This window comes from Massilia sp. CCM 8734 (assembly GCF_011682155.1).
Lineage (GTDB): Bacteria > Pseudomonadota > Gammaproteobacteria > Burkholderiales > Burkholderiaceae_D > Telluria_A > Telluria_A rubra.
The window spans coordinates 26,267-49,666 of record NZ_WHJI01000026.1 but is presented as its reverse complement, the minus strand read 5'-3'; the positions used below and the strand labels follow the sequence as shown (position 1 = coordinate 49,666).

Annotated in this window: 23 protein-coding genes; 2 read left to right on the top strand and 21 right to left on the bottom strand. The window is 60.7% G+C overall.

Going from position 1 to position 23,400, the window contains the following annotated elements:
- From F2P46_RS22180 to F2P46_RS22135, 10 genes are all read right to left on the bottom strand, one after another.
- Positions 1–861, bottom strand: coding sequence for a type II secretion system F family protein (locus F2P46_RS22180; RefSeq protein WP_166894212.1), 861 nt, complete (start codon positions 859–861; stop codon positions 1–3).
- Positions 854–2,572, bottom strand: coding sequence for an ATPase, T2SS/T4P/T4SS family (locus tag F2P46_RS22175; protein WP_166894210.1), 1,719 nt, complete (start codon positions 2,570–2,572; stop codon positions 854–856). Before F2P46_RS22175 ends, F2P46_RS22180 begins: the two co-directional genes overlap by 8 nt.
- Before the next feature lie 4 nt (positions 2,573–2,576).
- The gene (locus tag F2P46_RS22170; RefSeq protein WP_166894208.1) at positions 2,577–3,902 is read right to left on the bottom strand and encodes a pilus assembly protein N-terminal domain-containing protein; all 1,326 of its coding nucleotides are present in this window, start codon (positions 3,900–3,902) and stop codon (positions 2,577–2,579) included.
- Between the two features lie 15 nt (positions 3,903–3,917).
- Positions 3,918–4,982 carry a Flp pilus assembly protein CpaB gene (cpaB, locus tag F2P46_RS22165; protein ID WP_166894206.1) on the bottom strand — a complete coding sequence of 355 codons (1,065 nt, stop codon included), beginning with the start codon at positions 4,980–4,982 and terminating at the stop codon, positions 3,918–3,920.
- Positions 4,983–5,003: 21 nt separating this feature from the next.
- Positions 5,004–5,219, bottom strand: coding sequence for a hypothetical protein (locus F2P46_RS22160; protein WP_166894205.1), 216 nt, complete (start codon positions 5,217–5,219; stop codon positions 5,004–5,006).
- A gap of 18 nt (positions 5,220–5,237) precedes the next feature.
- Positions 5,238–5,903, bottom strand: a complete 666-nt coding sequence (locus F2P46_RS22155) for a hypothetical protein (protein ID WP_166894203.1) — start codon at positions 5,901–5,903, stop codon at positions 5,238–5,240.
- On the bottom strand, positions 5,894–6,712 hold the full coding sequence (locus F2P46_RS22150) for a TadE family protein (protein ID WP_166894201.1): 819 nt from the start codon (positions 6,710–6,712) through the stop codon (positions 5,894–5,896). The genes F2P46_RS22155 and F2P46_RS22150 overlap by 10 nt, the downstream gene beginning before the upstream one ends.
- On the bottom strand, positions 6,709–7,509 hold the full coding sequence (locus tag F2P46_RS22145) for a hypothetical protein (RefSeq protein ID WP_166894199.1): 801 nt from the start codon (positions 7,507–7,509) through the stop codon (positions 6,709–6,711). Before F2P46_RS22145 ends, F2P46_RS22150 begins: the two co-directional genes overlap by 4 nt.
- Entirely contained in the window at positions 7,497–8,888 is a 1,392-nt protein-coding gene (locus F2P46_RS22140) for a pilus assembly protein TadG-related protein (RefSeq protein WP_166894197.1), read from the bottom strand. The genes F2P46_RS22145 and F2P46_RS22140 overlap by 13 nt, the downstream gene beginning before the upstream one ends.
- Positions 8,889–8,957: 69 nt before the next feature.
- A complete protein-coding gene (locus tag F2P46_RS22135) occupies positions 8,958–9,227 on the bottom strand; it encodes a hypothetical protein (protein WP_166894195.1) in 270 nt (89 codons plus the stop codon).
- A gap of 1,011 nt (positions 9,228–10,238) precedes the next feature.
- On the opposite strand from F2P46_RS22135, the gene F2P46_RS22130 reads away from it, so the two are divergent.
- Complete coding sequence (locus F2P46_RS22130; protein WP_166894193.1) at positions 10,239–11,090, top strand: OmpA family protein; 852 nt, start codon at positions 10,239–10,241, stop codon at positions 11,088–11,090.
- A 65-nt stretch (positions 11,091–11,155) separates the two neighbouring features.
- Here F2P46_RS22130 and F2P46_RS22125 read toward each other — a convergent pair whose 3' ends face one another.
- The 3 genes from F2P46_RS22125 to secA all read right to left on the bottom strand — a co-directional run bounded on the left by F2P46_RS22125 (position 11,156) and on the right by secA (position 15,244).
- Complete coding sequence (locus F2P46_RS22125; RefSeq protein ID WP_166894191.1) at positions 11,156–11,443, bottom strand: hypothetical protein; 288 nt, start codon at positions 11,441–11,443, stop codon at positions 11,156–11,158.
- A gap of 136 nt (positions 11,444–11,579) precedes the next feature.
- Positions 11,580–12,371, bottom strand: a complete 792-nt coding sequence (locus F2P46_RS22120) for a hypothetical protein (protein ID WP_166894189.1) — start codon at positions 12,369–12,371, stop codon at positions 11,580–11,582.
- 122 nt (positions 12,372–12,493) lie between these two features.
- Positions 12,494–15,244 carry a preprotein translocase subunit SecA gene (gene secA / locus F2P46_RS22115; RefSeq protein ID WP_166894187.1) on the bottom strand — a complete coding sequence of 917 codons (2,751 nt, stop codon included), beginning with the start codon at positions 15,242–15,244 and terminating at the stop codon, positions 12,494–12,496.
- A gap of 225 nt (positions 15,245–15,469) precedes the next feature.
- Here secA and F2P46_RS22110 point away from each other — a divergent pair, with 225 nt between their 5' ends.
- A complete protein-coding gene (locus tag F2P46_RS22110; RefSeq protein ID WP_166894185.1) occupies positions 15,470–15,934 on the top strand; it encodes a DciA family protein in 465 nt (154 codons plus the stop codon).
- A 30-nt stretch (positions 15,935–15,964) separates the two neighbouring features.
- Here the strand turns inward: F2P46_RS22110 and lpxC are convergent, their stop codons facing one another.
- The 8 genes from lpxC to F2P46_RS22070 form a co-directional block, all read right to left on the bottom strand.
- Positions 15,965–16,900, bottom strand: coding sequence for a UDP-3-O-acyl-N-acetylglucosamine deacetylase (gene lpxC / locus F2P46_RS22105; RefSeq protein ID WP_166894183.1), 936 nt, complete (start codon positions 16,898–16,900; stop codon positions 15,965–15,967).
- 43 nt (positions 16,901–16,943) lie between these two features.
- Positions 16,944–17,822 (bottom strand): DMT family transporter, encoded by an 879-nt coding sequence (locus F2P46_RS22100; protein ID WP_229509396.1) that lies wholly within the window; start codon positions 17,820–17,822, stop codon positions 16,944–16,946.
- Entirely contained in the window at positions 17,822–18,271 is a 450-nt protein-coding gene (locus F2P46_RS22095) for a GNAT family N-acetyltransferase (RefSeq protein ID WP_166894181.1), read from the bottom strand. Before F2P46_RS22095 ends, F2P46_RS22100 begins: the two co-directional genes overlap by 1 nt.
- 58 nt (positions 18,272–18,329) lie before the next feature.
- Positions 18,330–18,836 (bottom strand): peroxiredoxin, encoded by a 507-nt coding sequence (locus F2P46_RS22090; protein WP_166894179.1) that lies wholly within the window; start codon positions 18,834–18,836, stop codon positions 18,330–18,332.
- A 169-nt stretch (positions 18,837–19,005) separates the two neighbouring features.
- On the bottom strand, positions 19,006–20,211 hold the full coding sequence (ftsZ, locus tag F2P46_RS22085) for a cell division protein FtsZ (protein ID WP_166870608.1): 1,206 nt from the start codon (positions 20,209–20,211) through the stop codon (positions 19,006–19,008).
- A gap of 130 nt (positions 20,212–20,341) precedes the next feature.
- Positions 20,342–21,574 carry a cell division protein FtsA gene (ftsA, locus tag F2P46_RS22080; protein ID WP_054266460.1) on the bottom strand — a complete coding sequence of 411 codons (1,233 nt, stop codon included), beginning with the start codon at positions 21,572–21,574 and terminating at the stop codon, positions 20,342–20,344.
- A gap of 10 nt (positions 21,575–21,584) precedes the next feature.
- The gene (locus F2P46_RS22075) at positions 21,585–22,424 is read right to left on the bottom strand and encodes a cell division protein FtsQ/DivIB (protein ID WP_166894176.1); all 840 of its coding nucleotides are present in this window, start codon (positions 22,422–22,424) and stop codon (positions 21,585–21,587) included.
- 7 nt (positions 22,425–22,431) lie between these two features.
- Positions 22,432–23,400: a D-alanine--D-alanine ligase gene (locus F2P46_RS22070; RefSeq protein WP_166894174.1), complete on the bottom strand. Its 969-nt coding sequence runs from the start codon at positions 23,398–23,400 to the stop codon at positions 22,432–22,434.

Sequence of the window (23,400 nt, the reverse complement as noted above, 5' to 3'; positions counted from 1 at the left end):
TTACACATCGATGGCGACGATCTTGCGGATCAGGACGAACCCGACGCACTCGAGCACGAAAATGAGCAGCAGCACGCCGTAACCGATCCAGGTCGTAAACAGCGGCGCCATGGCCTCCGGCTCCATGCCGTTGAGCGCCGCCATGAGGAACAGCGGCAGGCAGCCGACGATGAGTCCTTGCAGCTTGCCCTGCGCGGTCAGGGCGTCGATCTTGTCTTCCATCGCCAGTTTGCGGCGCATGGTGTCGGCCAGGCGTTCGAGCGACTCGGTCAGGTTGCCGCCGACCTCGCGCGCGATGCGCATGCTGGTGGCAAACATCGTGTACTCGCGCGAGCCGATGCGCGACTCCAGTTCATCGACCGCTTCGTCCATGCCCACGCCCATGCGCAGCTTGCGCACCAGCAGCGAAAACTCCTGGCTCGATGGCTTGGGCAACTGCTCGGCCAGCAGCGCCAGCCCCTGCTGCAAGCTCATGCCCGAACGCAGGGCGCCGACCAGCGAGTCCAGGGTGTCGGGCAACTGGCGGATCAGCATCCTGCGGCGGCGCGCCCTGAGGCGCTTGTGCACCAGGCCGGGGCCGACCAGGCACGCCATGGCGCCGGCGACGGCCAGCAGCGGATTGCGGCTCAAGACCAGTAGCACCACAGGCACCAGCACGGTGGCGATGATACTGAGCTTGGTCAGCAGGCGCGGGTCCATGAAGATGAACATGTCCGACAGCTTCAGGCTGGTCGTATCGAGCACCTTTTCCTGGTAAGACGCGGCCAGGCTGCGTCCCAGCATCCATACGGCGGCCACGAACAGCACCGTGGCCACGGCGATGCCGGCCGCGATCACGCTGGGCAGCAGCGCGTCATCCATGGCCGGCCTGGCCCGCCGCGACGGCGCCGTCGACGCCAAAGGTGGTCAGGTCGATGTCGATGCCGAAGCCGCGCAGTTCTTCGTAAAAGGTCGGCACGTTCCCGCACGGGACAAACTGGCCGCGCACCTTGCCGTTATCGTAAAAGCCGAGACGCTGGAAGCGGTAGATTTCCTGCATCTGGATCACGCCGCGCTCCATGCCGGTGATTTCGGTGATGCTGGTGACCTTGCGCGTGCCGCAGGCAAAGCGGGTTTGCTGGACGATGATCTGGACCGCGGACGCCACCTGTTCGCGGATCGCCATCACCGGCAGCTCCATCCCGCCCATCATCACCATCACTTCGAGGCGCGAGAGCATATCGCGCGGCGAATTGGCGTGGGCCGTCGTAAGCGAACCATCGTGGCCCGTGTTCATCGCCTGCAGCATGTCGAGCGCCTCGCCGCCGCGGCATTCGCCGACCACGATGCGGTCGGGCCGCATGCGCAGCGCATTCTTGACCAGCTCGCGGATGGTGATCTGGCCGCGCCCCTCGACGTTGGCCGGGCGCGCTTCGAGCGTAACCAGATTGTCGTGGTACAGCTTCAGTTCGGCGGCGTCTTCGATCGTGACGATGCGCTCGTAGGGCGGAATCAGGTTCGAAATAATATTGAGCAGCGTGGTCTTGCCCGAGCCGGTGCCGCCGGAGATGACGATGTTCTTTTTCTGCTCGACGCAAATGCGCAGGAAGGCGACCATGGCAGCGTCGACCGAATCGAACTTGACCAGGTCGGCCACACCCAGGCGGCGCTTGGCGAACTTGCGGATCGAGACCGCCGGCCCCTTGAGCGCGATCGGGCGGATCGCGATATTGACCCGCGAGCCGTCTTTCAGGCGCCCGTCGCACAAGGGAGACGATTCGTCGACGCGGCGCCCGATGGGCGAGACGATGCGCTCGATCACGCCCATCAGCGCCTTCTCGCTGCTGAAGGCAATGTCGCTGCGGCGCGTCTGTCCATCGCGTTCGACAAAAATATCCTGAGCGCCGTTGACCATGATCTCGGTCACCGAGTCGTCGGCCAGCAGGCTTTCGAGCACGCCCAGGCCGACCGCTTCGTCGAGCACGAACCTGGCCAGTTCATCGGGATCGGTCACGGCCGGCAGGGTGACCTTCGCCATCAACTCGCGGATCAGCTTATCGGCCACGCCGCGCAACTCGGTGTCGCCCATGCGCGTCACATCCTGGCGGCGCAGGTCGAGTGTCTGGATCAGCTCCGCGTGCAGCACCTCGGCATTGCGCGACAGGGCCAGGTGCAGTGCGCGCGCGGCGTCGCTGCGGGCGCCGCCGCGCGGCTCCTCGCCCGGCTGGAGCGGCGCCTGCGCGGCGGCGCCCGGCGTGGCCGGGTCACACAGGGAAGGCTTGACCGGTTCGGCCGGACGCGCCAGGCCGACCGCCTTGACCCGCAGGTGCTGGCCGCCGACCATGATGGCGTCGTCCACGCGCAATGGGCCGTAGCGCACGATCCGCTCGCCGTTGACGAAGACGCCGGCGAGCGAGGCCAGGTCGATCACGCTGGCGCCGCCTTCCGCGTCCACGGTCAGGCGCAGCGCGCCCTTGCCGGCTGCGGCGGGCAGTGGAATCGGCGAGGCTGCCTCGGCGCCGATCACGGCGGTTTTGCTGATGAGATAGTCGGCGAACTGGCCGTCGGGCTGCCTGGATTCGATCGTGATCATGGGATTATTCCGTCATCGTCAGCGGTGCGGGGGGCTTCGGCCCAAGCTGCTTGTCGCGCAGGGCCTTGTCGAATTCATACAACTTCTGCTTGTTCACGTCCGCCGGCCCGGCAGTGGGATTGGGGGTGGCCTGCACCAGGCGCGGCGTGATCATGATGGCCACTTCACGCGTGGCGCTCACTGTCGCCTTGTTGCGGAACAGGCCACCAAGAAAAGGAATCTGCCCGGCCCCCGGCACCTTCTGCGTGTCGCGCGCGCCCTCGTACGAGTACATGCCGTTGAGGACCACGGTTTCGCCGTCGCGCGAATTGAATTCGGCGGTCGATTTACGTTTGAGCAGGCCAGGGACGCCGAGCACCGTGACCGAGCGGTCGATGCTGCTCACTTCGACGTCGACCTTGGCGTAAATGGCGCCCGATTCGTCCGTCACCGGCGTGACATCGAGGATGACGCCATATTCCTTCATCTCGACGCTGGTACGGCCAAGCGCATCGACGCTGGGCAGCGGGATTTCGCCGCCGGCCACGAAGCGCGCTTTCGAACCGCTGCGCGTGCTCAGGCTGGGGGCGGCAAGCACCTGGGCTTCGCCATCCTGCACCAGCAAGTTGATGCGTGAGGTAATCAGCGACGTGAGGTTGATGAAACCTTTCGGCGGCCAGATCTTGTTGGCCAGGGCGCCGTCGGCGATATCGATGCCACTGCTGCCGGCGGGGGGAAGGTAGCGAAACGTCGGGTTGCTGTAGAAATCGGCGACTACGCCGGCATGCGGCCCGTTGACGTTCGAGTCCCAGCGGATGCCGAGGTCACGCGAGCCCTTGGTGGTCAGTTCGAGGACCTTGACGTCGAGGTAGACCATTTTTTCCCAGCCCACCTTGCCGACGAAATTGACCACCTGCTCCGGGAACATCTTCTGGATCGACTGCGCCCGTTCCTGGTTGATATCGCTGACCATCTCGCCCTCGAGCACGATGCGGGCACCGGCCACGCGGGCGCGGACATTCTGGACATTGGCCAGCAGCCGGTTGATATCTTCCAGCGTGGCCGCCAGATTCGCCTCGCGCACCTGCACCGTCATGATTTTCTCGCCGCCGCCCTTGAGCCAGACGTGCAAGGTGGTACTGCCGCCGGCTTCGGCCAGCACCAGCATCTGGTTATTGGCCAGGCTGGAAGCGGAGATCACCTTGCCGTTGCCGATCGCGATACGCGACGGCGACAAGGGGAGCACGCGCGCTTCGCCGACGAACATATCGATCGTTGTCGGTGGCGCGGCATGTGCCGGCGTGGCCAGCATCACCAGGATGCTCAATGTAGCGACGAATGCTTTGATCACTTGGTTGGTCCGTTCTTATGGTTTGATGGGGGACACCGCGGCAGTGAGCGACGGCGACGGCGCCGGTACAAGGCCGAGACGGTGATGCACATTGCCCGCGCTGGGCGCTGGCGCCGGCGTGGGTGCGGCGGCTGGCGCTGCCGGGCGCGGCGCGATCTCCTTGAGCAAGTTGACCAGCGCCTCGCCGCCCTCGGGCGACTTGACGCGCGCCCCGCCGGCGGTGCCGGTGCCGCCGATAATGATCTCGATAAAGCGGCCCTCGTCCGGCTTGGGCGGGGCGCCTTCCACCTGCTTGAAAGTCGCCTCGTCGAGCACGACGCGCTTGAGCACATCCTTGTCTTCCGGGTTGCGCAGCACCGCAGTCAGTTTGCCGATTTGCTGGGCCAGCAGGATCTGCTCGGCGTCGCGCGGGCCGACGTTCAAGGTGACGGTGCTAAATTCCGCGTTGACTTCGCGTTCGCCGCCGCCTTCGGTGCGCACGACGCGCTTTTGGGTGGTTTTACCCGTCGCCATGACCGATACCGCCTGCATGATCAGGCGCACATGCAGCAGCTCCCTGGCGCGCGCCTGACCGTCGGCTTCGGGTGGCTGGTTGTAAGAATTGCTGGTGGTGCCGGGGCCGGTGAACAGCAGGTCGATGATGTCGCCCGGGACCAGCATGCCCGAGATCGAACTGATTTCGTCGACCGGAAACGTGATCGCGCGCTCTCCCTTTGCGACGGTGGTCGAGAGGGCCGCGTGGTCGCCGCGCTCGAGCGCGCCGCGGTCGATCGGGTCACCGGGTTTGAGCGCCACCATGATTTTCTGGCCCTGCACCATATCGAACGAATCGGGCGCCAGCACGGTACTGCTCAGATAGCGCTCCGGCACCGAGCGCACCGCCAGATTGTCGCCGCTGAGCGTGGCGCCGGCCGGAATCTCGGCCTTGGCCACGAGGATTTTCTTGGTCTGGTAGTCGCCGGCGAGCCTGGCTTCCTCGCGACTGAGATGGGCGCGCAGGAAGTAGTTGGCGCCGACAAAGCACACGATGCCGAGACCAACCGCTCCACCCAGCAACAGGGTATTTTTAGAGATTTTCAAGGGACGCATTCGGACGGTGGGTTAAGAAACGGACATCATGAAGCTGTAGCTGCGGAAGAATGCCCGCACAGCGCGCGCGAGGTAATCGGCCAGCGACATGTCGTTGGTCAGGGCGGTGGGGATGAACAGGACCAGTGCCACGGTGCTGGTCACGACCAGGTATTCGATCATGGCCTGGCCGCGCTGGCGTGTGCCCGGCGGTGGCGCTGCGGTGGAAGTCGATTGATGGCGGCGCATGCGATTCATCCTGGCGGCTTAGTTAAGAAGGGTATTCATCATCACGATCGAACCGTTCGGTTGCGCGGTCAGGGTTGCGTCGAACTGCTGCTTGCCCTTATTGGCCGCGAACACGATGCCGGTGGGTTCCGCCTTGAAGCGGTGGCGTTCCCAACCCGACGCTTTGAGGGATGCTTCAAGCGAGGCAGCGGTGGCGGTCATCGAACGCTTCGACACGGCGATCACTTGCTGGGATGCGCGGCCCTGGTCGACCGAATCGATGATGGAAACAGGGGTCATATCGGGCGGCAGGCGCACTGCCAGCTTCGGTTCGCGGGTGGCCGACGGCGATGTCAGCGCGACAAAGCCTTCGATGGTCGAGGCGCTGGCCTGGCGCACCTGAAAACTGCGGTGCTGCGCGCCGACGGTTTGATTGAGGACGGTCCAGGCGCTGTTGACTGAGCGTTTGACTTCGCCCGGCGAGCGGCGCCAGCGGGTTTCGACGTCCTGTAATAGTGCGTCGAGAGCGAGCCTCGAGGCGAAGGCGCGCACTTGCATCGGCGTGCCGTTGACCTGCAAGGTGTCGCCCATCGCTTGCAACTGCACCGTGTCGGGCATGTCTTGCCAGCCGGCGCGGACGATGCCAGGGAGTGCGAGCGCCATCAGGACAAGTACGAGGCGGGCCGTCATCGTTGTCAGAAACATTGAGCGCCCCCGTAGGCCGGCAGATTGCTGCCTGTGACACGATCGGCGGGGACGATGTCGGGGCAGATCTTGCCTGGTTCGAAATGCCGAAAGGCTGGTTCGAGGGGCACCAGAAGGTAGCTGGCGGCCTTGATCACCGGCGTTATCCTGTGGAACAGCCCGGCTCCGGTGAAGACACGGGTACGTTCGGCGACCTGGGACGGACTGTTCGCATCCCAGTTGTCGGTAATGAGCGAAGAGGTTTCGTTGAGTGTGAGGTTGAGCTCGTTGAGCAGTGCGGGCAGTGAGGCCACGTTGCTCAGTTTGACGCTGACGGTGCTGGTGTACAGGCCGCCTTCGGGGAGTTTTTCGCCGTCAGATATTGTTGCGAGGGTTTCCGTTACCATACCCATAACGTCTGTGATCACGCTTGCGGCTTTCCCCGGCAGTTTACCGTGTACAGTGCGGACCGTTACATCGCTTGGTTTATCAAGTAAACGTTGTTCTCCCGAGTGGTCCTTCCAGACCTCACTTTGCACGCCCCATTCTAAGCTACCGGTCATACCGTCGCCGCTCATAAACGCGTCCCGATTCCAATGAAAAAGACGCGCACGTGTCTGCTCCTGAAGCTTGCTATCGCTAAATGACGGGGGGCGTACTGTGCGTTCCCATGCGCTATAACGCGCAGCCTGAATTGTGCTCGCCTGAATATCGTGGAATTTCCCGAAATAGCAAATAGCAAGAAAAATCATAACTACAAAACTCGCAACTATGGTCATTTCCACCATCGCTTGACCACGCTGACGTAGGAGATAGGGGGAAATGCTCATTTTGCCGCCGCATTAACAAAAATCTCAGGATTTACCTCTATACCAACTTTTAACGATATAGGCTCATCTACCATAGCGCTACCAAACAATGACGGACCCGGAATATCGCGCGTGTAGACAATTGGAGGTTTGCCATCAGCCATTGCTATTCTGCCGAGAACTGGATCGAGTACACACATTTCGGCAACCACTTTGCCAGCAACCATAAAATCGTGCGCCCCCGTGCATCTGACGGCAATTCCATTGATCTTTTTTTCAACAGAATAGGCTTGTGCAAGGTTTGGATCATATGGCTTTATCTGATATGAAGCTTGCCCCTCGTGATTCTCGCTTTGAATTTCAGAATCAAGGTCAGCTTCGATTCCATTATGAGCAACCCAAGTCCTGAGACCACTCCCATAGCTTGTTGCACATCCATTTTCGACCGTTATATCTTGAATATCCACTCCGAACTCCTCTTCGGTTGTCCGAAATGACTTCCCGTCACTTGTTACCGTGGTGCGCTTCATTACAAAATCTTTTGGGATAGCTGGAAACGGTTTGACAGGGACGTTGTTCAATTTGGCAGACGCAACGCAAAGCTCATAAGGCAAACTCCATAGTTTGAAATATTCCTCAACCGATGTAGGCCGGCGTATGGTGATTAATTCATAACTATCTCGGCCATTATTATGGATAGTAGATAGTACATCTTGAACCCCTGGTTTTTTTTCGTCTTTACATGAAGCTAACAGTGCGAACCCCATCAAAAAAAACAACCGAAATCTTAACGAAATTGGGCTTTTTATATTCTGCATGATCCTCTACCTTTCATTGCAGCACTCAAAGCAGGAATTCTCTTAGCAATCGCAACGATACCCATTGGTATAACATCATCAGTCGCCAGCGAAGCGCGCCAGTATGGATTAAACAGACTCGGGAACTCTACCGCGCCATTTTCGCGCGGATGATCGAATGGACGTTGAAAGGTGATACATGCTTCGGCAATCGCATAAACACCGCCTTCATCTATGTATTGCGGATCATACTCGATCACAGTGCCACCTATTAACACCGTCTTAGCCGCCATTGTGCTGGCAGCGGTCGCTATAACATTCCTTTTTATTACCACTTCGACAGCAAAAGGAAGCATGTTTTTCTTTGTATTTTTGACGTCAAATTCCTGGATATCCCTGTAATTCGGAAAGGAAGCTCGCTTAGCGCTGAAAGTAAGTTGATTTGCAGTAAGCTTGCTCATCGCTGCATTACGCGCCAACAGGCCATCGTAAGCTCCCCAGTCGTTGAAGTCACCATGTTCACCAATCTTGCTGACGGCTCGAGACGTCGAATATGCTTGTGCCCCGCCCCACCCTAACGGCATCTTCGCACCAAAACCGGAGAAACCCAGGCGAAATTCCAATGAATCCATTGCCTTCCATGCATCATAATCGATCAAATCGGTGCCGCCCTGCTTTCTAAGGCTTATAACAGTACCCAGCTTCCAGTCGCGCGCCCGAGAAAACTCATCGCGCGAATTGAGCACTACTTCTCGTAAGCGAGCACGGCCATCACTGTTTTTCCCTATTGAGGGGCGATTTGTCTTATTGTATGTTTCGGTGAATTCAGACCATTCTTTGACGTTATATGCGAAGAGTGCAGCGCCACCGCGCGATATTTCCGCACCATTCCTCTTTGTTACCTCGTAAGCAATGTCAGCAGCGATAACACTACCGGAGTTATTAAACACAATCTGCGCGGTGTGTTCAATGGTATTTAGCGCGCGCAGTGCATCTTCAACCTGTGGTAACTGTCGTTGTATCTCGTTGTTGACTTTGTCCAGGACCACAGATACCTTCTGAACGGCAGCATAAACGGGGGGATAAAATTTTGCTATATGACCAACATTTCTGACAAGCTCCGCCAAATAATCAATCCATGAACGAAGGCTCACGGATTGGGCGATCGTCACTTCATTGACGATCATGGCCCGGTTCATGTAAGCCTGAAAATTAAGAGTACGCGCCTGCCACACAGCACCGCTGTAGGCGGCAGCGTCAGCCGCGTTCATAGCGCGCATTTTTGCGTTGGTCACCTGCCCGGAATTGAACGCCACGAGCATGATCCCGGTCAGCGCAGCAGCAAAGGCAAGGAATAGGACAAGAGCCTGGCCGTTCTGATAGTTTCTGATTTTTCGCACACCGCCCCCGGCGATTATGTCTCGGGGGACGCTCCCCCGAGCTCAAGAAATCAACTAGTACTACCCGTATTATTTGACGCCGGCAGTCGACTCGTAGGCATCCAAGTGGAGGCTTTTAGCCCGAGCATTTGCTGCCGTGTTCCCTTCAGTCACGACCTTTCGCGCTCCTTCATTCTTAGCCCCAGCCAAGGTCGAGGCGGCGACACCTGTTTGGCCGCGGATCACGTCTCCGAAGGCCTGGTATACCCCAATGGCGGCGATAGCAATCAGCGCAACGATAATGATGTATTCAGTCATGCCTTGGCCAACTTGGCGACGACGCGTAATGAACTTATTCATGTTGACTCCATTAAAATTAATCGAGAGAAACCACACGAACTGAACAAACTATACTCATGTAATAGAAAGGGGAAAATCCTGAATGCAAGGTGTTTAACCTAGATCAAATTGTCTCAAGACTTTTCCGTAACTGTTGCAAATTTGGTTCAACCTCCTTTCACATCTTAATCCTGCGATGCTTGATAGTCGACGTGATAACTGCGATTGCCATTTAATTCAGATTCAACCAATGAACGATCATGTATGAAATGTGTCTGGATGAAAACGTTGAGTCAGATTAGCTGATCATAAGTTCAATGTTTTGATCTATGTCCTCATTCATGTTTGCAAACTAGAAAAAATATTGCCATGCTGAAATTTATAGAATAACGTATAAATAGCAAATCTGCATGAAGATGCGCTATTAAGTCTCGCTAACTGAACCTTGCCAAGGTAGCATGAAAATGACGAGCTTATTGGTGTGAGCCGATTGGCAGGTGTTTGTCTGAGGAAAGTCAAGATCGGAGACGAATAGTTCTTGCTAGAATCACTATCAGTCAATTTCCCCGAGTGGATACTTAAAAAACCAAGATTGTCCGCTGCGTGAATTGTTTCATCGCTTCCCGGCGAAATTTCACGCAGAGGCCACGTCACCTTAATCTGGCAGAATTCCCAATACTCTTACCGTTGGAAATCAGGTTTCGTTGATGTATCGTCAACCAATACTTTCCTATCAACCTAATTGGGCATATCATGGCAAACAATTTCTATCTTCTATTGCCGACAACCGCCATCATCTGCTCGCTCTTAAGCGGGTGTTCACGCCAATCCGACACCGGCACAACGCCTGCAGCTCGCACCGAGCCAACGCTTCATGCTGAGAGCGCTAGCCCTGCGGAGCTTCTTCCTGCCACTTCATCATCGCCGCCGACATTGTCAGCTGCTCCACTTGGTCCGCCGGCCACCCTCGAAAACTCCCCTATTTCGGGATCTGCAAATGCCGAGCCGCCCACTCTCGCGAGAAGCGATATCTTGGATAAGATTCCCCTTACCACAGCTGCGGTGCCGCCCTACCCATTTTTTGAATATCCAGCAGTAATCCCTAAACATCAATATCGAGGGGAGCTTGTGGAATTCGACAGAGTTGGCATCATTGTTGAGAACAAGGTGCATTTTGTGGAAGGACGTTATGCGGAAATTCTATTTTCGAACCCGGAGGCAAATCTGACTGTGTTGGCTTCGCACCGTAGTTATACCAATGCTATCGAGGCACTCGGTGCCGTCAAAGTGAACAGCGTATCGCCAGACGATCCAACGTTTCTCAAGGAATTTGATTCTCCCAAACTACGCAAAGATTTGCATATCCCCCAAGTGGGCATGTCCTATGACGCCTACGCCCTGCGCACCACCGAAGGCATTTCCTGGATCGTGCTGATGGTGAACGAATCGCGTACGAATATCTTCGTTGCGCAAGCCAAGGAGCTGGTCTCGCCGGTGATCTTGAAGCGCGCTGCGACAATCAAGTCGGAACTCGATGCCAAAGGCCACATCGCCTTGTATATCAACTTCGATACGGACAAGGCCATCGTCAAGGCGGACGGCAAGGCGGCAGTCGATGAAATTTCGACCGTCCTCAAGTCAGATCCCGCGCTTCGCCTGTCGATTGAAGGCCATACCGACAACGTCGGTGACGCCGGACACAACAGCGCGTTGTCGAAACAACGTGCCGACGCCGTCGTCCAAGCCCTGCTGGCCAGCGGCATCGACAAGACACGTCTCGCCGCTGCCGGCCACGGTGCCGACCAGCCGCTGGTGCCCAACACGGACGAAGCAAGTCGGGCCAAAAATCGCCGGGTCGAGCTTGTTAAAGTGGTGAAGACCTGACCAGGACGGCAGCCGGCGAAACAAGGCTGCAGGCGCCTCACGGGGCCTGCAGCCTTGTTCATTGCTCAGTAAATATGCACCTGGCGTGACTTGGCCACGCTCGGCTTAGGTGGCGCTACGACAGCCAACTTGCGGTCCGAATTGGACCACACCTGCATGCACTCGGCACCGGTCCAGTTGGTCGCTTCAGGACAGGCGCAATGCGTCCCTGCAAGGTAACTGTTGGCCGGACACGGCTTGTCCGAGCGCTGCACAGTCAGCCCGGACCCACCCGGCTTATGGGGCGGCTTGGTCCAAACCGATGCAAGCAGCAAGCCTGCAAACACGGCGACAGCGGCAAAAATGGCTTTCATGACGTCCTCTTGGTTGGCGGTGAAACCTCACCATTGCAGGAAGCGTCCACGCCATTGTTGCGTAGTATCAACTCTTCTTTTATTGCCTGTACACAATCGCGCAAACGTGGCGCCCGCGCGACGCCGCTACACCGATTCAGCCGCCGCTGCCAGCCGCACAGGTATTTCCGATCCGCGTCCAGCGCACCCGCTGGCGCGTATCGGTCGCCACCGACTTGCCCGACTGCGCCATCGCCGCGCGCACCTCCTCTGCCTCGTTGGGCGTCTTCGCATTGCGCAGCGCTTTCGCAAACGCCACATTGACCGCCACCTGCTTTTCCGCCAGCTCGCGCTGCAAGCGTGGCAAATCAAGCAACTGCTGCGCCGCCCTGGCGCGCGCCTCCGGTGTCTTGCCCTGCGCCGCCTCGCGTTCGAGCACGGGGCGCATCCACGCCAGGTCGGCCGCCGGATCGCTGGCCCGGGTGGCGCTGACGGTGTCGTATTCCCACGTCACCTTGTCGATGCGCCGGATGGTCAGCGTCACCACCGCCGCCGGACAATTCGCCGTATGCACCAGCACCCCATCCGCGCCCACCTGGCTCGATTGGTCAGGGCAGGACGCCAGCGCCACCGCCGACGAATACAGCGCATCCGAGATCCTGCGCGGCCGGATGCAATGCGTTACCGGTCCCTTGCCTTCATAAACCTTCTCGCCCGAGTCAGCCCCGGCGACCCGTTCGCGCCGCACGATGTCGCCGCTGGCCCCATCGACCCGCGTATCGACCCGGTTGGCCGGCGCCGGCGCCGGCAGGCTGCTGGTCGATGCCGAATCGAGCCGGTACAAGCCCGCCGGCGGCAAAACTTGTTCGATCGCCGGCGCGGCGAGCGCCATCCCGCCAACGAGCAGCGTCAGCGCCGCCAGCATGGTGCGGTTCACCGGAACAGTCATGGAATTCTCCTGGAATAATGGGGACCTAATGGCGATACGGCCGCGCCGAATTGCCCGCAGCCATAAAAAAAGGGGAGGAAGAACATCACGTTCCGCCTCCCCTGTCGGTCATGCCGGGCGCTTTATGCGAGCTTGCCGTGGCATGCCTTGTACTTTTTGCCGCTGCCGCAAGGGCATGGGTCGTTGCGGCCGACCTTCGGTCCGAGCATCTCGTCTTCGCCCACCACGCCGACCGGCGCCAGCAAGTCTTCCGGCGCCGTGTCCGGATTGAAGTCCGCGTGCTGGTAGCTGACGTTTTCGACGTGCGACTGGTGCATTGCCGCTTCGGCCGCATCGATCTCTTCGCGCGACTGGATCCGTACCGTCATGACCATGCGGATCACTTCGTTCTTGATCATGTCGAGCATCGATCCGAACAACTCGAACGCTTCGCGCTTGTACTCCTGCTTCGGGTTCTTCTGCGCATAGCCGCGCAGGTGGATACCCTGGCGCAGGTGGTCCAGCGCCGCCAGGTGCTCGCGCCAGTGGCTGTCCACGCTTTGCAGCATGACGTTGCGCTCGAAGCCGCCGAACGACTCCTTGCCGACAATCGCGATCTTGCTGTCGTACGAGGCGTCGGCCGCGGCCAGCACGCGCTCGCGGATGTCGTCGTCGGTCATGCTGGTATCGGTGGCCAGCATTTGCGCCAGCGGCACGTTGAGCTGCCATTCGTTGGCCAGGGTCGCTTCCAGGCCGGCGATGTCCCATTGCTCTTCGACCGATTCTTCCGGCACATAGGCATGCACCACATCGGTGAACACGCCGGCGCGCAGCGAGGCAATCAGTTCGGCGATGTCGGTCGTTTCCAGCAATTCGTTACGCTGGGTGTAGATCACCTTGCGCTGGTCGTTGGCCACGTCGTCGTATTCGAGCAGCTGTTTGCGGATGTCGAAGTTGCGCGCTTCGACCTTGCGCTGGGCCGATTCGATCGAACGCGAGACGATGCCCGCTTCAATCGGTTCGCCTTCCGGCATCTTCAGGCGGTCCATGATGGCGCGCACGCGGTCGCCCGCGAAAATGCGCAGCAGCGCATCATCGAGCGACAGGTAGAAGCGCGATGAACCCGGATCGCCCTGGCGGCCGGAGCGACCACGCAACTGGTTGTCGACGCGGCGCGATTCGTGACGCTCGGTGCCGATGATGTGCAGGCCGCCGGCCGTCACCACGTGCTCGTTGAGCGACTTCCACTCGCTGCGCAGCGTTTCGGCCTGGGCCGCCTTGTCGGCATCCGTCAGCGCGGCATTGGCTTCGATGATCTGGATCTGCTTTTCGACGTTACCGCCCAAAACGATGTCGGTACCACGGCCGGCCATGTTGGTGGCGATGGTGATCATCTTCGGACGACCCGCCTGGGCGATGATTTCGGCCTCGCGCGCATGCTGCTTCGCATTGAGGACGTTGTGCGCCAGCTTGGCCTTGTCGAGGATCCCCGACAGCATCTCGGAGTTTTCGATCGAGGTGGTGCCCACCAGGACCGGCTGCCCGCGCTCGTAGCAATCGCGGATATCGATCAGCATCGCGTTGTATTTCTCGGCCGAGGACTTGTACACCTGATCCTGGCGGTCCTTGCGCTGCGACGGACGGTTCGGCGGAATGACCACGGTTTCGAGACCGTAGATTTCCTGGAATTCGTACGCTTCCGTATCGGCCGTACCGGTCATGCCGGACAGCTTGGCGTACATGCGGAAGTAGTTCTGGAACGTGATCGAAGCGAGGGTCTGGTTCTCGTTCTGGATCCGCACGCCTTCCTTCGCTTCGACCGCCTGGTGCAGGCCGTCCGACCAGCGCCGACCTGTCATCAGGCGACCGGTGAATTCGTCGACGATCACCACTTCATCGTTCTGCACCACGTAGTGCTGGTCCTTGTGGTACAGCGCGTGCGCGCGCAGGGCCGCGTACAGGTGATGGATCAGGGTGATGTGGGCGGCGTCGTAGAGCGAGGCGCCTTCCGGCAGCAGGCCCATTTTGGTCAGCATCGCCTCGGCGTTCTCGTGACCGCGTTCGGTCAGCAGCACCGTGTGCGCTTTTTCGTCCTTGGTATAGTCGCCCGGGACCGATACTTCGCCCTTGCCGTCCGGCGTTTCTTCGCCGATCTGGAGGGTCAGCATGGCCGGCAGCGAGTTAATCTGGTGATACAGCTCGGTGTGGTTTTCCGCCTGGCCCGAGATGATCAGCGGCGTACGCGCTTCATCGATCAGGATCGAGTCGACTTCATCGACCACCGCGAAATTGAGGCTGCGCTGAACGCGCTCGCTGGCCTCGAACACCATATTGTCGCGCAGGTAGTCGAAACCGAATTCGTTATTGGTGCCGTAGGTGATGTCGGAGGCGTAAGCGGCTTGCTTGACGCTGTGATCCATCTGCGACAGGTTGATGCCGGTCGTGAGACCCAGCCAGCCGTACAGGCGTCCCATCCACTCGGCATCGCGCTGGGCCAGGTAATCGTTGACCGTGATGACGTGCACGCCCTTGCCGGACAGCGCGTTCAGGTAGGTCGGCAGGGTCGCCATCAGCGTCTTGCCCTCGCCGGTGCCCATCTCGGCGATTTTGCCGTAATGGAGGACCATCCCGCCGATCATCTGCACATCGAAGTGGCGCATCTTGAGCACCCGCTTGGCCGCTTCGCGGCACACCGCGAACGCTTCCGGCAGCAGCTGGTCGAGCGTTTCGCCCTTGGCGAAGCGCTGCTGGAACTGCGGCGTCTTCGCTTGAAGTTCAGCGTCCGACAGCTTTTCGATCTGTGGCTCGAGCGCGTTAATCTCGCGCACGGTTTTTTGATATTGCTTGAGCAGCCGCTGGTTGCGGCTACCGAAAATCTGGGTCAGTAATGACATGCTTGAATTCTTGAAAAAAACGCCGCAAAAAGAAGCCGCAATGATAGCAAAAACATATCACCCAACGGCCGACTATGCAAAAAAGACTGTGATTTTATCATGCGATACGGCCACACTTGGGGATATTGGCCCGGAACTCAAGGGGCAGGGGCAAAACAAAGTTAATAAAATGACTCCGGGACGCGCTGGTAGCGGGACGCCGCGCGCTGTGATATGTTGCGCCTTATGCATATCTACGGAACCAAGACGCGCCGCACTTCGATTGTCGCCACTGATTTTCTCAAGCGTAACGACAAGATGGCGGCCCTGCTGCCGACGGCGATGCGCATGGCCAGCCTGCAGAGCGACTGCGCCAAAGCGCTGCCGCCGATGTTCGGCAATTGCGACGTGCTCTCGTTCGAAGACGCGCGCCTGGTGCTGGCCACGCCCAGTTCGGCCGTCGCCGCCAAGCTCAAACAGCAACTGCCCAAGCTGCAAGGGGCGCTGCAAAAGCGCGGCTGGCATATTGACGACATCAAACTGAAGGTGCAGGTCACGCGCAGCATCGCCCAAGTGGTGCACACGCACCAGCTGATCCTGCCCGGCACGGCGCGCTCCGCGTTCGAAGCGCTCGGTGACGCGCTGCCGAAAACCAAGGCCAACGCCACCCTGATCGCCGCCGTCAAGGCGATGGCGGCGCGCCAGCGCTGATCGGAATCCGCGCTGGGACGACGGTTTAAGCTAGGTAAGCGCCCACTCGCGCGCCATCTGGCGCACGTACGAGGCCGGGGCGCTGCCAGGTTTTTCGAACGCCACGATCTCGTACGCGTCCGGATGCTTGAGCAGTTCCAGCAGCAGCAAATTGTTGAGCGCATGGCCCGACTTGTGCGCCTCGTACCCCGCCAGCAGCGGGTGCCCGACCAGGTACAAGTCGCCGATCGCGTCGAGTATCTTGTGGCGCACGAATTCGTCGTCGTAGCGCAGGCCATCCGAATTGAGGATGCGGTACTCGTCCATCACGATCGCGTTCTCTAACGAGCCGCCACGCGCCAGGCCCATGCCGCGCAGGCTTTCGACGTCCTGCATGAAACCGAAGGTGCGCGCGCGCGCCACGTCGTGTACATACGACACCTCGCCAAAGTCGACGAAGGCGCGCTGGGTCGTGCCGTCGACCGCCGGATGATTGAATTCGATGAAAAAATCGAGCCTGAAACCGTCGTACGGGGTCAGGCGCGCCCATTTTTCATTGGCGCCGCTACCCTGGCGCACTTCCACGTCTTTCAGCACACGGATGAATTTTTTCGCCGCGCCCTGCTCCTGCACGCCCGCCTGTTGCAGCAAAAAGACAAACGACGAGGCCGAGCCGTCCATGATCGGAATTTCTTCGGCCGACACGTCCACATACAGGTTGTCGATCCCGAGCCCGGCGCAGGCCGACATCAGGTGCTCCACCGTGGACACGCGCGCGTCATCCTTGACCAGCACCGACGCCATGCGCGTATCGCCCACCACGCCGGCGCTGGCCGGAAACTCCACCACCGGGTTCAGGTCGACGCGGCGAAACACGATGCCGGTGTCGATGTCGGCCGGGCGCAGGGTCAACTCGACCTTGGTCCCGGAGTGCAGCCCCACGCCGACGGTGCGCACCAGTTGTTTGACGGTTCTTTGTTTTAACATCCGGCGATTATAGCGAACTTGATGGGCAGGCGCTGCCGGGTAGCTACGGATGCTCGGCCTGGGCGTGCGCGCGCTCGTGCCGCACCAGGTAGATGCCGCTGCCGATGATGATGGCCGCGCCGATCAGGGTGTACTGGTCGGGCAGGGTGCGCCACAGGATCCAGTCCAGCCCCACGCCCCAGGCCAGCCCCGAATACTCGAACGGCGCCACGCGCGACGCTTCGCCGGAATTGAACGCTTCGGTCACCGCCAGTTGCCCCAGGAAGCCGGTCAGCGACAGGCCGCACAACAGCCACACATCGGCGCTGCGCACCGCCACCCAGTTGGGCGCGGCCAGGGCAGTGGCGCCGATGGCCAGGAACACCATCAGCCACAGCACCATGTGTTCGGAGCGGTCGGTGCGCCCGACGATGCGGGTGGTAATGGCCGACACCGCGTAGCACAGCGCCGCGCCCAGCACCGCCAGTCCGCCCAGGGTCAGCATGCCGGTCCCGCTCGGGCGCAGCACCACCAGCACCCCGCCCAGGCCGACCGCAATGGCGATCCAGCGCGCCAGGTTCACGCTCTCTTTCAAGAACACCACCGACAAGGCGGTGATCAGGGCGGGCGCGATGAAGAAGATCGAATACGCTTCGGCCAGCGACAGATTGCGCAGGCCGAAGGCGAACAGGCCAAGCATGGTGATGCTCAGGCCCGCGCGCAGCAGGTGCAGCGGCCAGCGCACTTGCAAGGCGCTGGCGAACGCGCCGCGCCAGCCCACGTACGCGAGCACCAGCGGCAGCGACGACAGGCCGCGCATGGCGGCCACCTGCAGCGGCGGATAATGCGCCGACAGCAGCTTCATCACCGTGTCCATCAGCGAGAACATGGCCACCGCGATCAGCATCGCGTAAATGGCGCGCAGATTGCCGCTGCGCGCCATCACAGGCGCTTGACCATGAAAAGGCTCAGCGGATCCGGTTGATAGTCGCCGAACGGCGCACAGCGGATAAAACCGTCGCGCTCATACAGGCCGATGGCTTCCGGCTGGCTGATGCCCGCTTCGAGCATCAACGCCGGCAGGCCGGCGGCCGCCGCGCGGCGCGCAATCTCGCCCAGCAGCTTGCCGCCCACGCCCTGGCCACGGTTGGCCGGCTCGACGTACATGCGTTTGACTTCGCCGTAGCCGCCGCGGTCGACGTACGCGCCGCAGCCAAGCGCGCGGCCTTCCTCGTCGCGCGCGACCAGGAACACCACGCCGTTCTGGCAGAGCGAATCGACATCCATCAGGTGGTTGCTCTCGGGCGGATAAAGAGCGGCAAAATAGGCGTCCAGCCGTTCGAGCATGGCGATGACGTCGCTCTGGCGTGGCGTTTCGGTTTGAATATGCATGGCGATATAGAAAACGGCGCCGCAGCGCCGTTTGTGCGACAGGGGTGACAGGTAGGGTTTAAGCGACTTGATTGAGCAGCGTTTCGGCGTTCGACACTTCAAAAGCGCCGCCCTGCTCCACGTTCAACTGCTTGACCACGCCGTCTTCCACCAGCAGCGAGTAACGCTGCGAGCGCGTGCCCATGCCGAACTTGGAGAAGTCGGCATCCAGGCCGAGTGCCTTGCTGTAGGCGGCGTTACCGTCGGCCATCATGCGCACGATGCCGGTGGCTTTCTGGTCGCGGCCCCAGGCGCCCATGACGAAAGCGTCATTGACCGAGATGCACCAGATTTCGTCGACGCCCTTGGCTTTGAGTTCGTCGGCCAGCTTGACGTAGCCCGGCACGTGCTGTGCCGAGCAGGTCGGGGTGTAGGCGCCCGGCAGGCCGAAGATCGCGATCTTCTTGCCCTTGACCAGATCAGCTACCTGGAAGGTGTTCGGGCCGAGCGAGCAGCCTTCGGTTTCGGTCTCGACGAATTCAGAGAGGGTGCCTTCCGGCAGGCGGTCGCCGATTTTAATAGTCATTCGAGGCTCCATAATGTAGGGTTGATAAGACGGCTAGTATGCCTGATCCTGGACGACCTTGCAGGCAGCGGGCGCGCTGCGATCCGGCACAGTTCCCCGTGCGCGGCGTCGTACCGATAAAAAAAGCCGGGAAAGTTCCCGGCTTCTTCAACCCAGCACTGCGGCCGGCTTAGTCGGCTTGCTTGCGCAGGAAGGCCGGAATGTCGTAGGTTTCCACGCCATTGCGCTGCATCGCCTGGACCTGCTCGGAGGCCTGCTCGCGGCGCCACACGGCGGGCTGCTTCATGCCTTCCATGGCATGGCCGCTGGCCGAGCCGGAACCCATCGACACGCCCACGGTCGCGCCCACGCCGCCGGCCGACATGGCCGGGCCGTTGTGGGTACCGGTGCGCAGCATCGGCTGCTGGACCAGCTGCATGGCCTTCTTGGCCTTGCCCAGGCCCGTCGCCACCACGGTCACGCGGATGTCGTCGCCCATTTCGTCGTCGTACGCGATACCTTGCGCAATCGATGCATCGGGCGCTGCAAACGCGCGCACGGCCGCCATGACTTCCTTGATCTCTTTACCCTTGAGACCACGGCTGGCGGTGACGTTGACCAGCACCCCGCGCGCACCCGACAGGTCGATCCCGTCGAGCAGCGGCGAAGCGACTGCCTGCTCGGCCGCGATGCGGGCGCGATCGACGCCGCTGGCGGTGGCGGTGCCCATCATGGCCTTGCCCTGCTCGCCCATGATGGTCTTGACATCGTTGAAGTCGACGTTGATGTGACCCGGCACGTTGATGATCTCGGCGATACCGGCCACCGCGTTGTTGAGCACATCATCGGCGTGGCGCATCCACTCGATCATCGATTCGTCTTCGTAGATCTCTTCCAGTTTTTCATTGAGGATGATGATCAGGGAGTCGACGTGCAGCGACAGCTCTTCCAGCCCGCTCTCGGCCACGTCCATGCATTTCTGGCCTTCGTACGAAAACGGCTTGGAGACCACGGCCACCGTCAATGCGCCGAGCGACTTGGCGATTTCGGCCACGATTGGAGCCGCGCCGGTACCGGTGCCGCCGCCCATGCCGGCCGCGATAAAGACCATGTGCGCGCCGCGCAGCGCGTCTTCGATGCGCGCGCGCGATTCTTCGGCCAGCTGGCGGCCGACGGTCGGCTTCATGCCGGCGCCCAGGCCCGACTCGCCGATCTGGATGATGTTGTGCGCGCTGGACTTGGCCAGCGCCTGCGAATCGGTATTGGCCGCGATGAACTCAACGCCAGACACGCCCTTGTTGATCATGTGCTGAACCGCATTGCCACCTGCTCCGCCGACGCCGACGACCTTGATGACGGTTCCTAGTGCTGCGTTATCGACCATATCAAACTCCATGATGAACTCCTAATCAAAGTGCGGTTTCCAAGCGCCAGGACTCATAGTGGTATGAAACCTGGAGATTGAAAACTGCGTTAACCGTTAAATAACAAGAACCCGTGTGCGTTGTATTTCAAATCGTGCCGACCTAAAAATTCCCTAAAAACCATTCTTTCATGCGCTGCCAGACCGCTTTGACCGAGCCATCCTGGCGCGTCACGATATGCCCGCGCAGATACTGCTTCTTCGCTTCGAGCAGCAGCCCGAGCACGGTCGCGTAGCGCGGACTGCGCACCACGTCGGCCAGCTGGCCGCGATAATCCGGCGTGCCCAGGCGCGCCGGCTTGAGGAAAATATCTTCCGCCATCTCCACCATGCCGGGCATGATCGCGGTGCCGCCGGTGAGCACGATGCCCGACGAGAGCACGCCTTCGTAACCCGACTCGCGCACCACCTGGTGCACCATCGCGAACAATTCTTCGACCCTCGGCTCGATCACCGCCGCCAGCGCCTGGCGCGACAGGTTGCGCGGACCACGGTCGCCCAGCCCCGGCACTTCGAGCGATTCGTGCGGATCGGCCAGCACCTGCTTGGCCACGCCGTAGCGGATCTTGATCTCTTCGGCTTCGGAAGTCGGGGTGCGCAGCGCCATCGCGATGTCGTTGGTGATCTGGTCGCCGGCGATCGGAATGACCGCCGTATGCCGGATCGCGCCGTCGGAAAACACCGCAATGTCGGTGGTGCCGCCGCCGATGTCGATCAGCACCACGCCCAGTTCCTTTTCGTCGAGCGTGAGCACCGCATCGGCCGAGGCCATCGGCTGCAAAATCAGGTCCGACACTTCAAGGCCGCAGCGGCGAACGCACTTTACAATGTTTTGTACCGCCGACACCGCACCGGTGACAATATGCACCCGCACTTCCAGGCGAATGCCGCTCATGCCGATCGGTTCGCGCACGTCTTCCTGGCTGTCGACGATGAATTCCTGCGGCACCGTGTGCAGCAACTGCTGGTCGGTCGGGATGTTGACCGCCTTGGCCGTTTCGATCACGCGCGCCACGTCGGTGGCCGTCACTTCCTTGTCCTTGATCGCGACCATGCCGCTCGAATTGAACGAGCGGATATGGCTGCCGGCGATGCCCGCGTAGACATTGCGGATCTTGCAGTCGGCCATCAGCTCGGCTTCTTCGAGCGCACGCTGGATCGATTCGACGGTCGCCTCGATATTGACGACCACCCCTTTTTTCAGTCCGCGCGACTCGTGCTGACCCAGTCCGATCACCTCGTGGCGCCCGTCGGACATCACCTCGGCCACCACGGCCACCACTTTCGAGGTACCGATATCGAGGCCGACGATCAGGTTTTTCGCGTCTTTTGTCATGTGCTGTCGCCTACTGTCTTTGCTTGATTTTGCTGCTGGTTGATCTGCTGTTCGGTTTTACTGCTTTTTTTGCCGCCGCCTTCACAGGCTTGTGCGGATCGTCGGGCAGTACCAGCGCGGCGGCGGATAGCGCCAGGCCGTTCTGATAGCGCATGTCGATCGTATCTATGCCATCCTGCAGACGGTTGGCCAGTTGCGGATAAATCCCCACCAGCCGTTGCACCCGCTGCTTGAATGTCGTCTTGTCCTGCTCCCGTCCCAGCGCCACGCTCATGCCGTTATCGAGTTTCACGGTCCATGCGTAGCGGTTCGACAGGTCCAGCTTTTCCGGCACCAGCGCGATCGGCGCAAACATCGCACGCAACTCAATGAACCGCGCCAGCACTTCCTTCTCGCTGCCTTCCGGCCCGTCCAGCGCCGGCAGCGGATGGTCCTCGTCCGCCTCGGCCAGGTTGGCGGTAAATACATCGCCCTTGACCGACAACAGGCGCCCATCCTCGCCCCAGGTGCCGAGCGCTTCGTGCTCCTCGACTTCCACAATCAGTTGATCCGGCCACTCGCGCCGCACCGTGGCCCGCCTGACCCAGGGCACCGCTTCGAAGGCGGTGCGTACCTGTTCCAGGTTGGTCGTGAAAAAATTCCCCTTGATGCGGCCCACCACGCCGGCGCGCAAAGTGAGCTTGTTTACGTGCTGCAGCCCGATCGCGTGCACGCTGTCGACCCGCACCGTGCGCAGGGTGAACATGGGCAGCTGCGACAGCCACCACACACCCGACGCCAGGCAGGCGATCACCACGGCGGCCATCAAGCCGCTCGCGGTTGCGTTCAAAGAGCGTACGTCATGCCACATTACTGTATTAACCCTGGCCCTGGGCCATTTTCAAGCGTGCCGAACGAACAATCTCGACACACAGGTCTTCATAGCTGATGCCCAGCGCGCGCGCCGCCATCGGCACCAGCGAGTGACTGGTCATGCCCGGCGAGGTATTGACCTCGATCAGGAACGGCTTGTTGTCGCTGGCGCGCAGCAGCACATCGACCCTGCCCCAGCCTTCGCAATCGACGGCGCGGTAGGCTTCCACCGCCAGTCGCGACACTTCCGCGCTGGTCGCTTCGTCCAGCACGGCCGGGCAAAAATACTTGGTATCGTCGGTGAAGTACTTGTTCTGGTAATCGTAATTACCGTCCGGCGCCACGATTTCGACGATCGGCAGCGCGCGCGCATGCGCGCCGCGACCGAGCACCGCCACCGTCAGCTCGCGCCCCGTGACGAATTCCTCGGCCAGCACCACCTCGTCGAAACCGGCCGCCACCTCGTAGGCCGCCTTCAGGTCGCCCTCGGCGCGCACCTTGGTGATGCCCATGCTCGAGCCTTCGTGCGGCGGCTTGACGATCAGCGGCAGGCCAAGCTGGGCAACCACCTGCGCCAGGTCGGTGCTGGCGTCGAGCGACGCGTATCGCGGCGTCGGCAGGCCGCGCATCAGCCAGATCATCTTGGTGTAGATCTTGTCCATGCCGATCGCGCACGCCATCACGCCGCTGCCGGTGTAGGCAATACCGAGCTGCTCGAGCGCGCCCTGCAGGCTGCCGTCTTCGCCGAAGCGGCCGTGCAGCGCGATGAACACGCGGTCGAATTCTTCGGCCGCAAGGTCGGCGATGCTACGCTCGCCGGTATCGAACAAATGGGCGTCGATGCCCTTGCTTTGCAGCGCCGCGTGCACGCCGTTGCCCGACATGATCGACACATCGCGTTCGGCCGAACGGCCGCCGAACAGCACGCCGACCTTGCCCAGTGCGGCGGCGTCGCCGGAATTAAAACCACTCAT

Bases quoted from the DNA above. Each gene is read 5' to 3' on its own strand.
- F2P46_RS22180 (WP_166894212.1), bottom strand. From the start codon at position 861: ATGGATGACGCGCTGCTGCCCAGCGTGATCGCGGCCGGCATCGCCGTG.
- F2P46_RS22175 (WP_166894210.1), bottom strand. From the start codon at position 2,572: ATGATCACGATCGAATCCAGGCAGCCCGACGGCCAGTTCGCCGACTAT.
- F2P46_RS22160 (WP_166894205.1), bottom strand. From the start codon at position 5,219: ATGCGCCGCCATCAATCGACTTCCACCGCAGCGCCACCGCCGGGCACA.
- F2P46_RS22155 (WP_166894203.1), bottom strand. From the start codon at position 5,903: ATGTTTCTGACAACGATGACGGCCCGCCTCGTACTTGTCCTGATGGCG.
- F2P46_RS22150 (WP_166894201.1), bottom strand. From the start codon at position 6,712: ATGAGCATTTCCCCCTATCTCCTACGTCAGCGTGGTCAAGCGATGGTG.
- F2P46_RS22145 (WP_166894199.1), bottom strand. From the start codon at position 7,509: ATGCAGAATATAAAAAGCCCAATTTCGTTAAGATTTCGGTTGTTTTTT.
- F2P46_RS22135 (WP_166894195.1), bottom strand. From the start codon at position 9,227: ATGAATAAGTTCATTACGCGTCGTCGCCAAGTTGGCCAAGGCATGACT.
- F2P46_RS22125 (WP_166894191.1), bottom strand. From the start codon at position 11,443: ATGAAAGCCATTTTTGCCGCTGTCGCCGTGTTTGCAGGCTTGCTGCTT.
- F2P46_RS22120 (WP_166894189.1), bottom strand. From the start codon at position 12,371: ATGACTGTTCCGGTGAACCGCACCATGCTGGCGGCGCTGACGCTGCTC.
- secA (WP_166894187.1), bottom strand. From the start codon at position 15,244: ATGTCATTACTGACCCAGATTTTCGGTAGCCGCAACCAGCGGCTGCTC.
- F2P46_RS22110 (WP_166894185.1), top strand. From the start codon at position 15,470: ATGCATATCTACGGAACCAAGACGCGCCGCACTTCGATTGTCGCCACT.
- lpxC (WP_166894183.1), bottom strand. From the start codon at position 16,900: ATGTTAAAACAAAGAACCGTCAAACAACTGGTGCGCACCGTCGGCGTG.
- F2P46_RS22100 (WP_229509396.1), bottom strand. From the start codon at position 17,822: ATGGCGCGCAGCGGCAATCTGCGCGCCATTTACGCGATGCTGATCGCG.
- F2P46_RS22095 (WP_166894181.1), bottom strand. From the start codon at position 18,271: ATGCATATTCAAACCGAAACGCCACGCCAGAGCGACGTCATCGCCATG.
- F2P46_RS22090 (WP_166894179.1), bottom strand. From the start codon at position 18,836: ATGACTATTAAAATCGGCGACCGCCTGCCGGAAGGCACCCTCTCTGAA.
- ftsZ (WP_166870608.1), bottom strand. From the start codon at position 20,211: ATGGAGTTTGATATGGTCGATAACGCAGCACTAGGAACCGTCATCAAG.
- ftsA (WP_054266460.1), bottom strand. From the start codon at position 21,574: ATGACAAAAGACGCGAAAAACCTGATCGTCGGCCTCGATATCGGTACC.
- F2P46_RS22075 (WP_166894176.1), bottom strand. From the start codon at position 22,424: ATGTGGCATGACGTACGCTCTTTGAACGCAACCGCGAGCGGCTTGATG.
- F2P46_RS22070 (WP_166894174.1), bottom strand. From the start codon at position 23,400: ATGAGTGGTTTTAATTCCGGCGACGCCGCCGCACTGGGCAAGGTCGGC.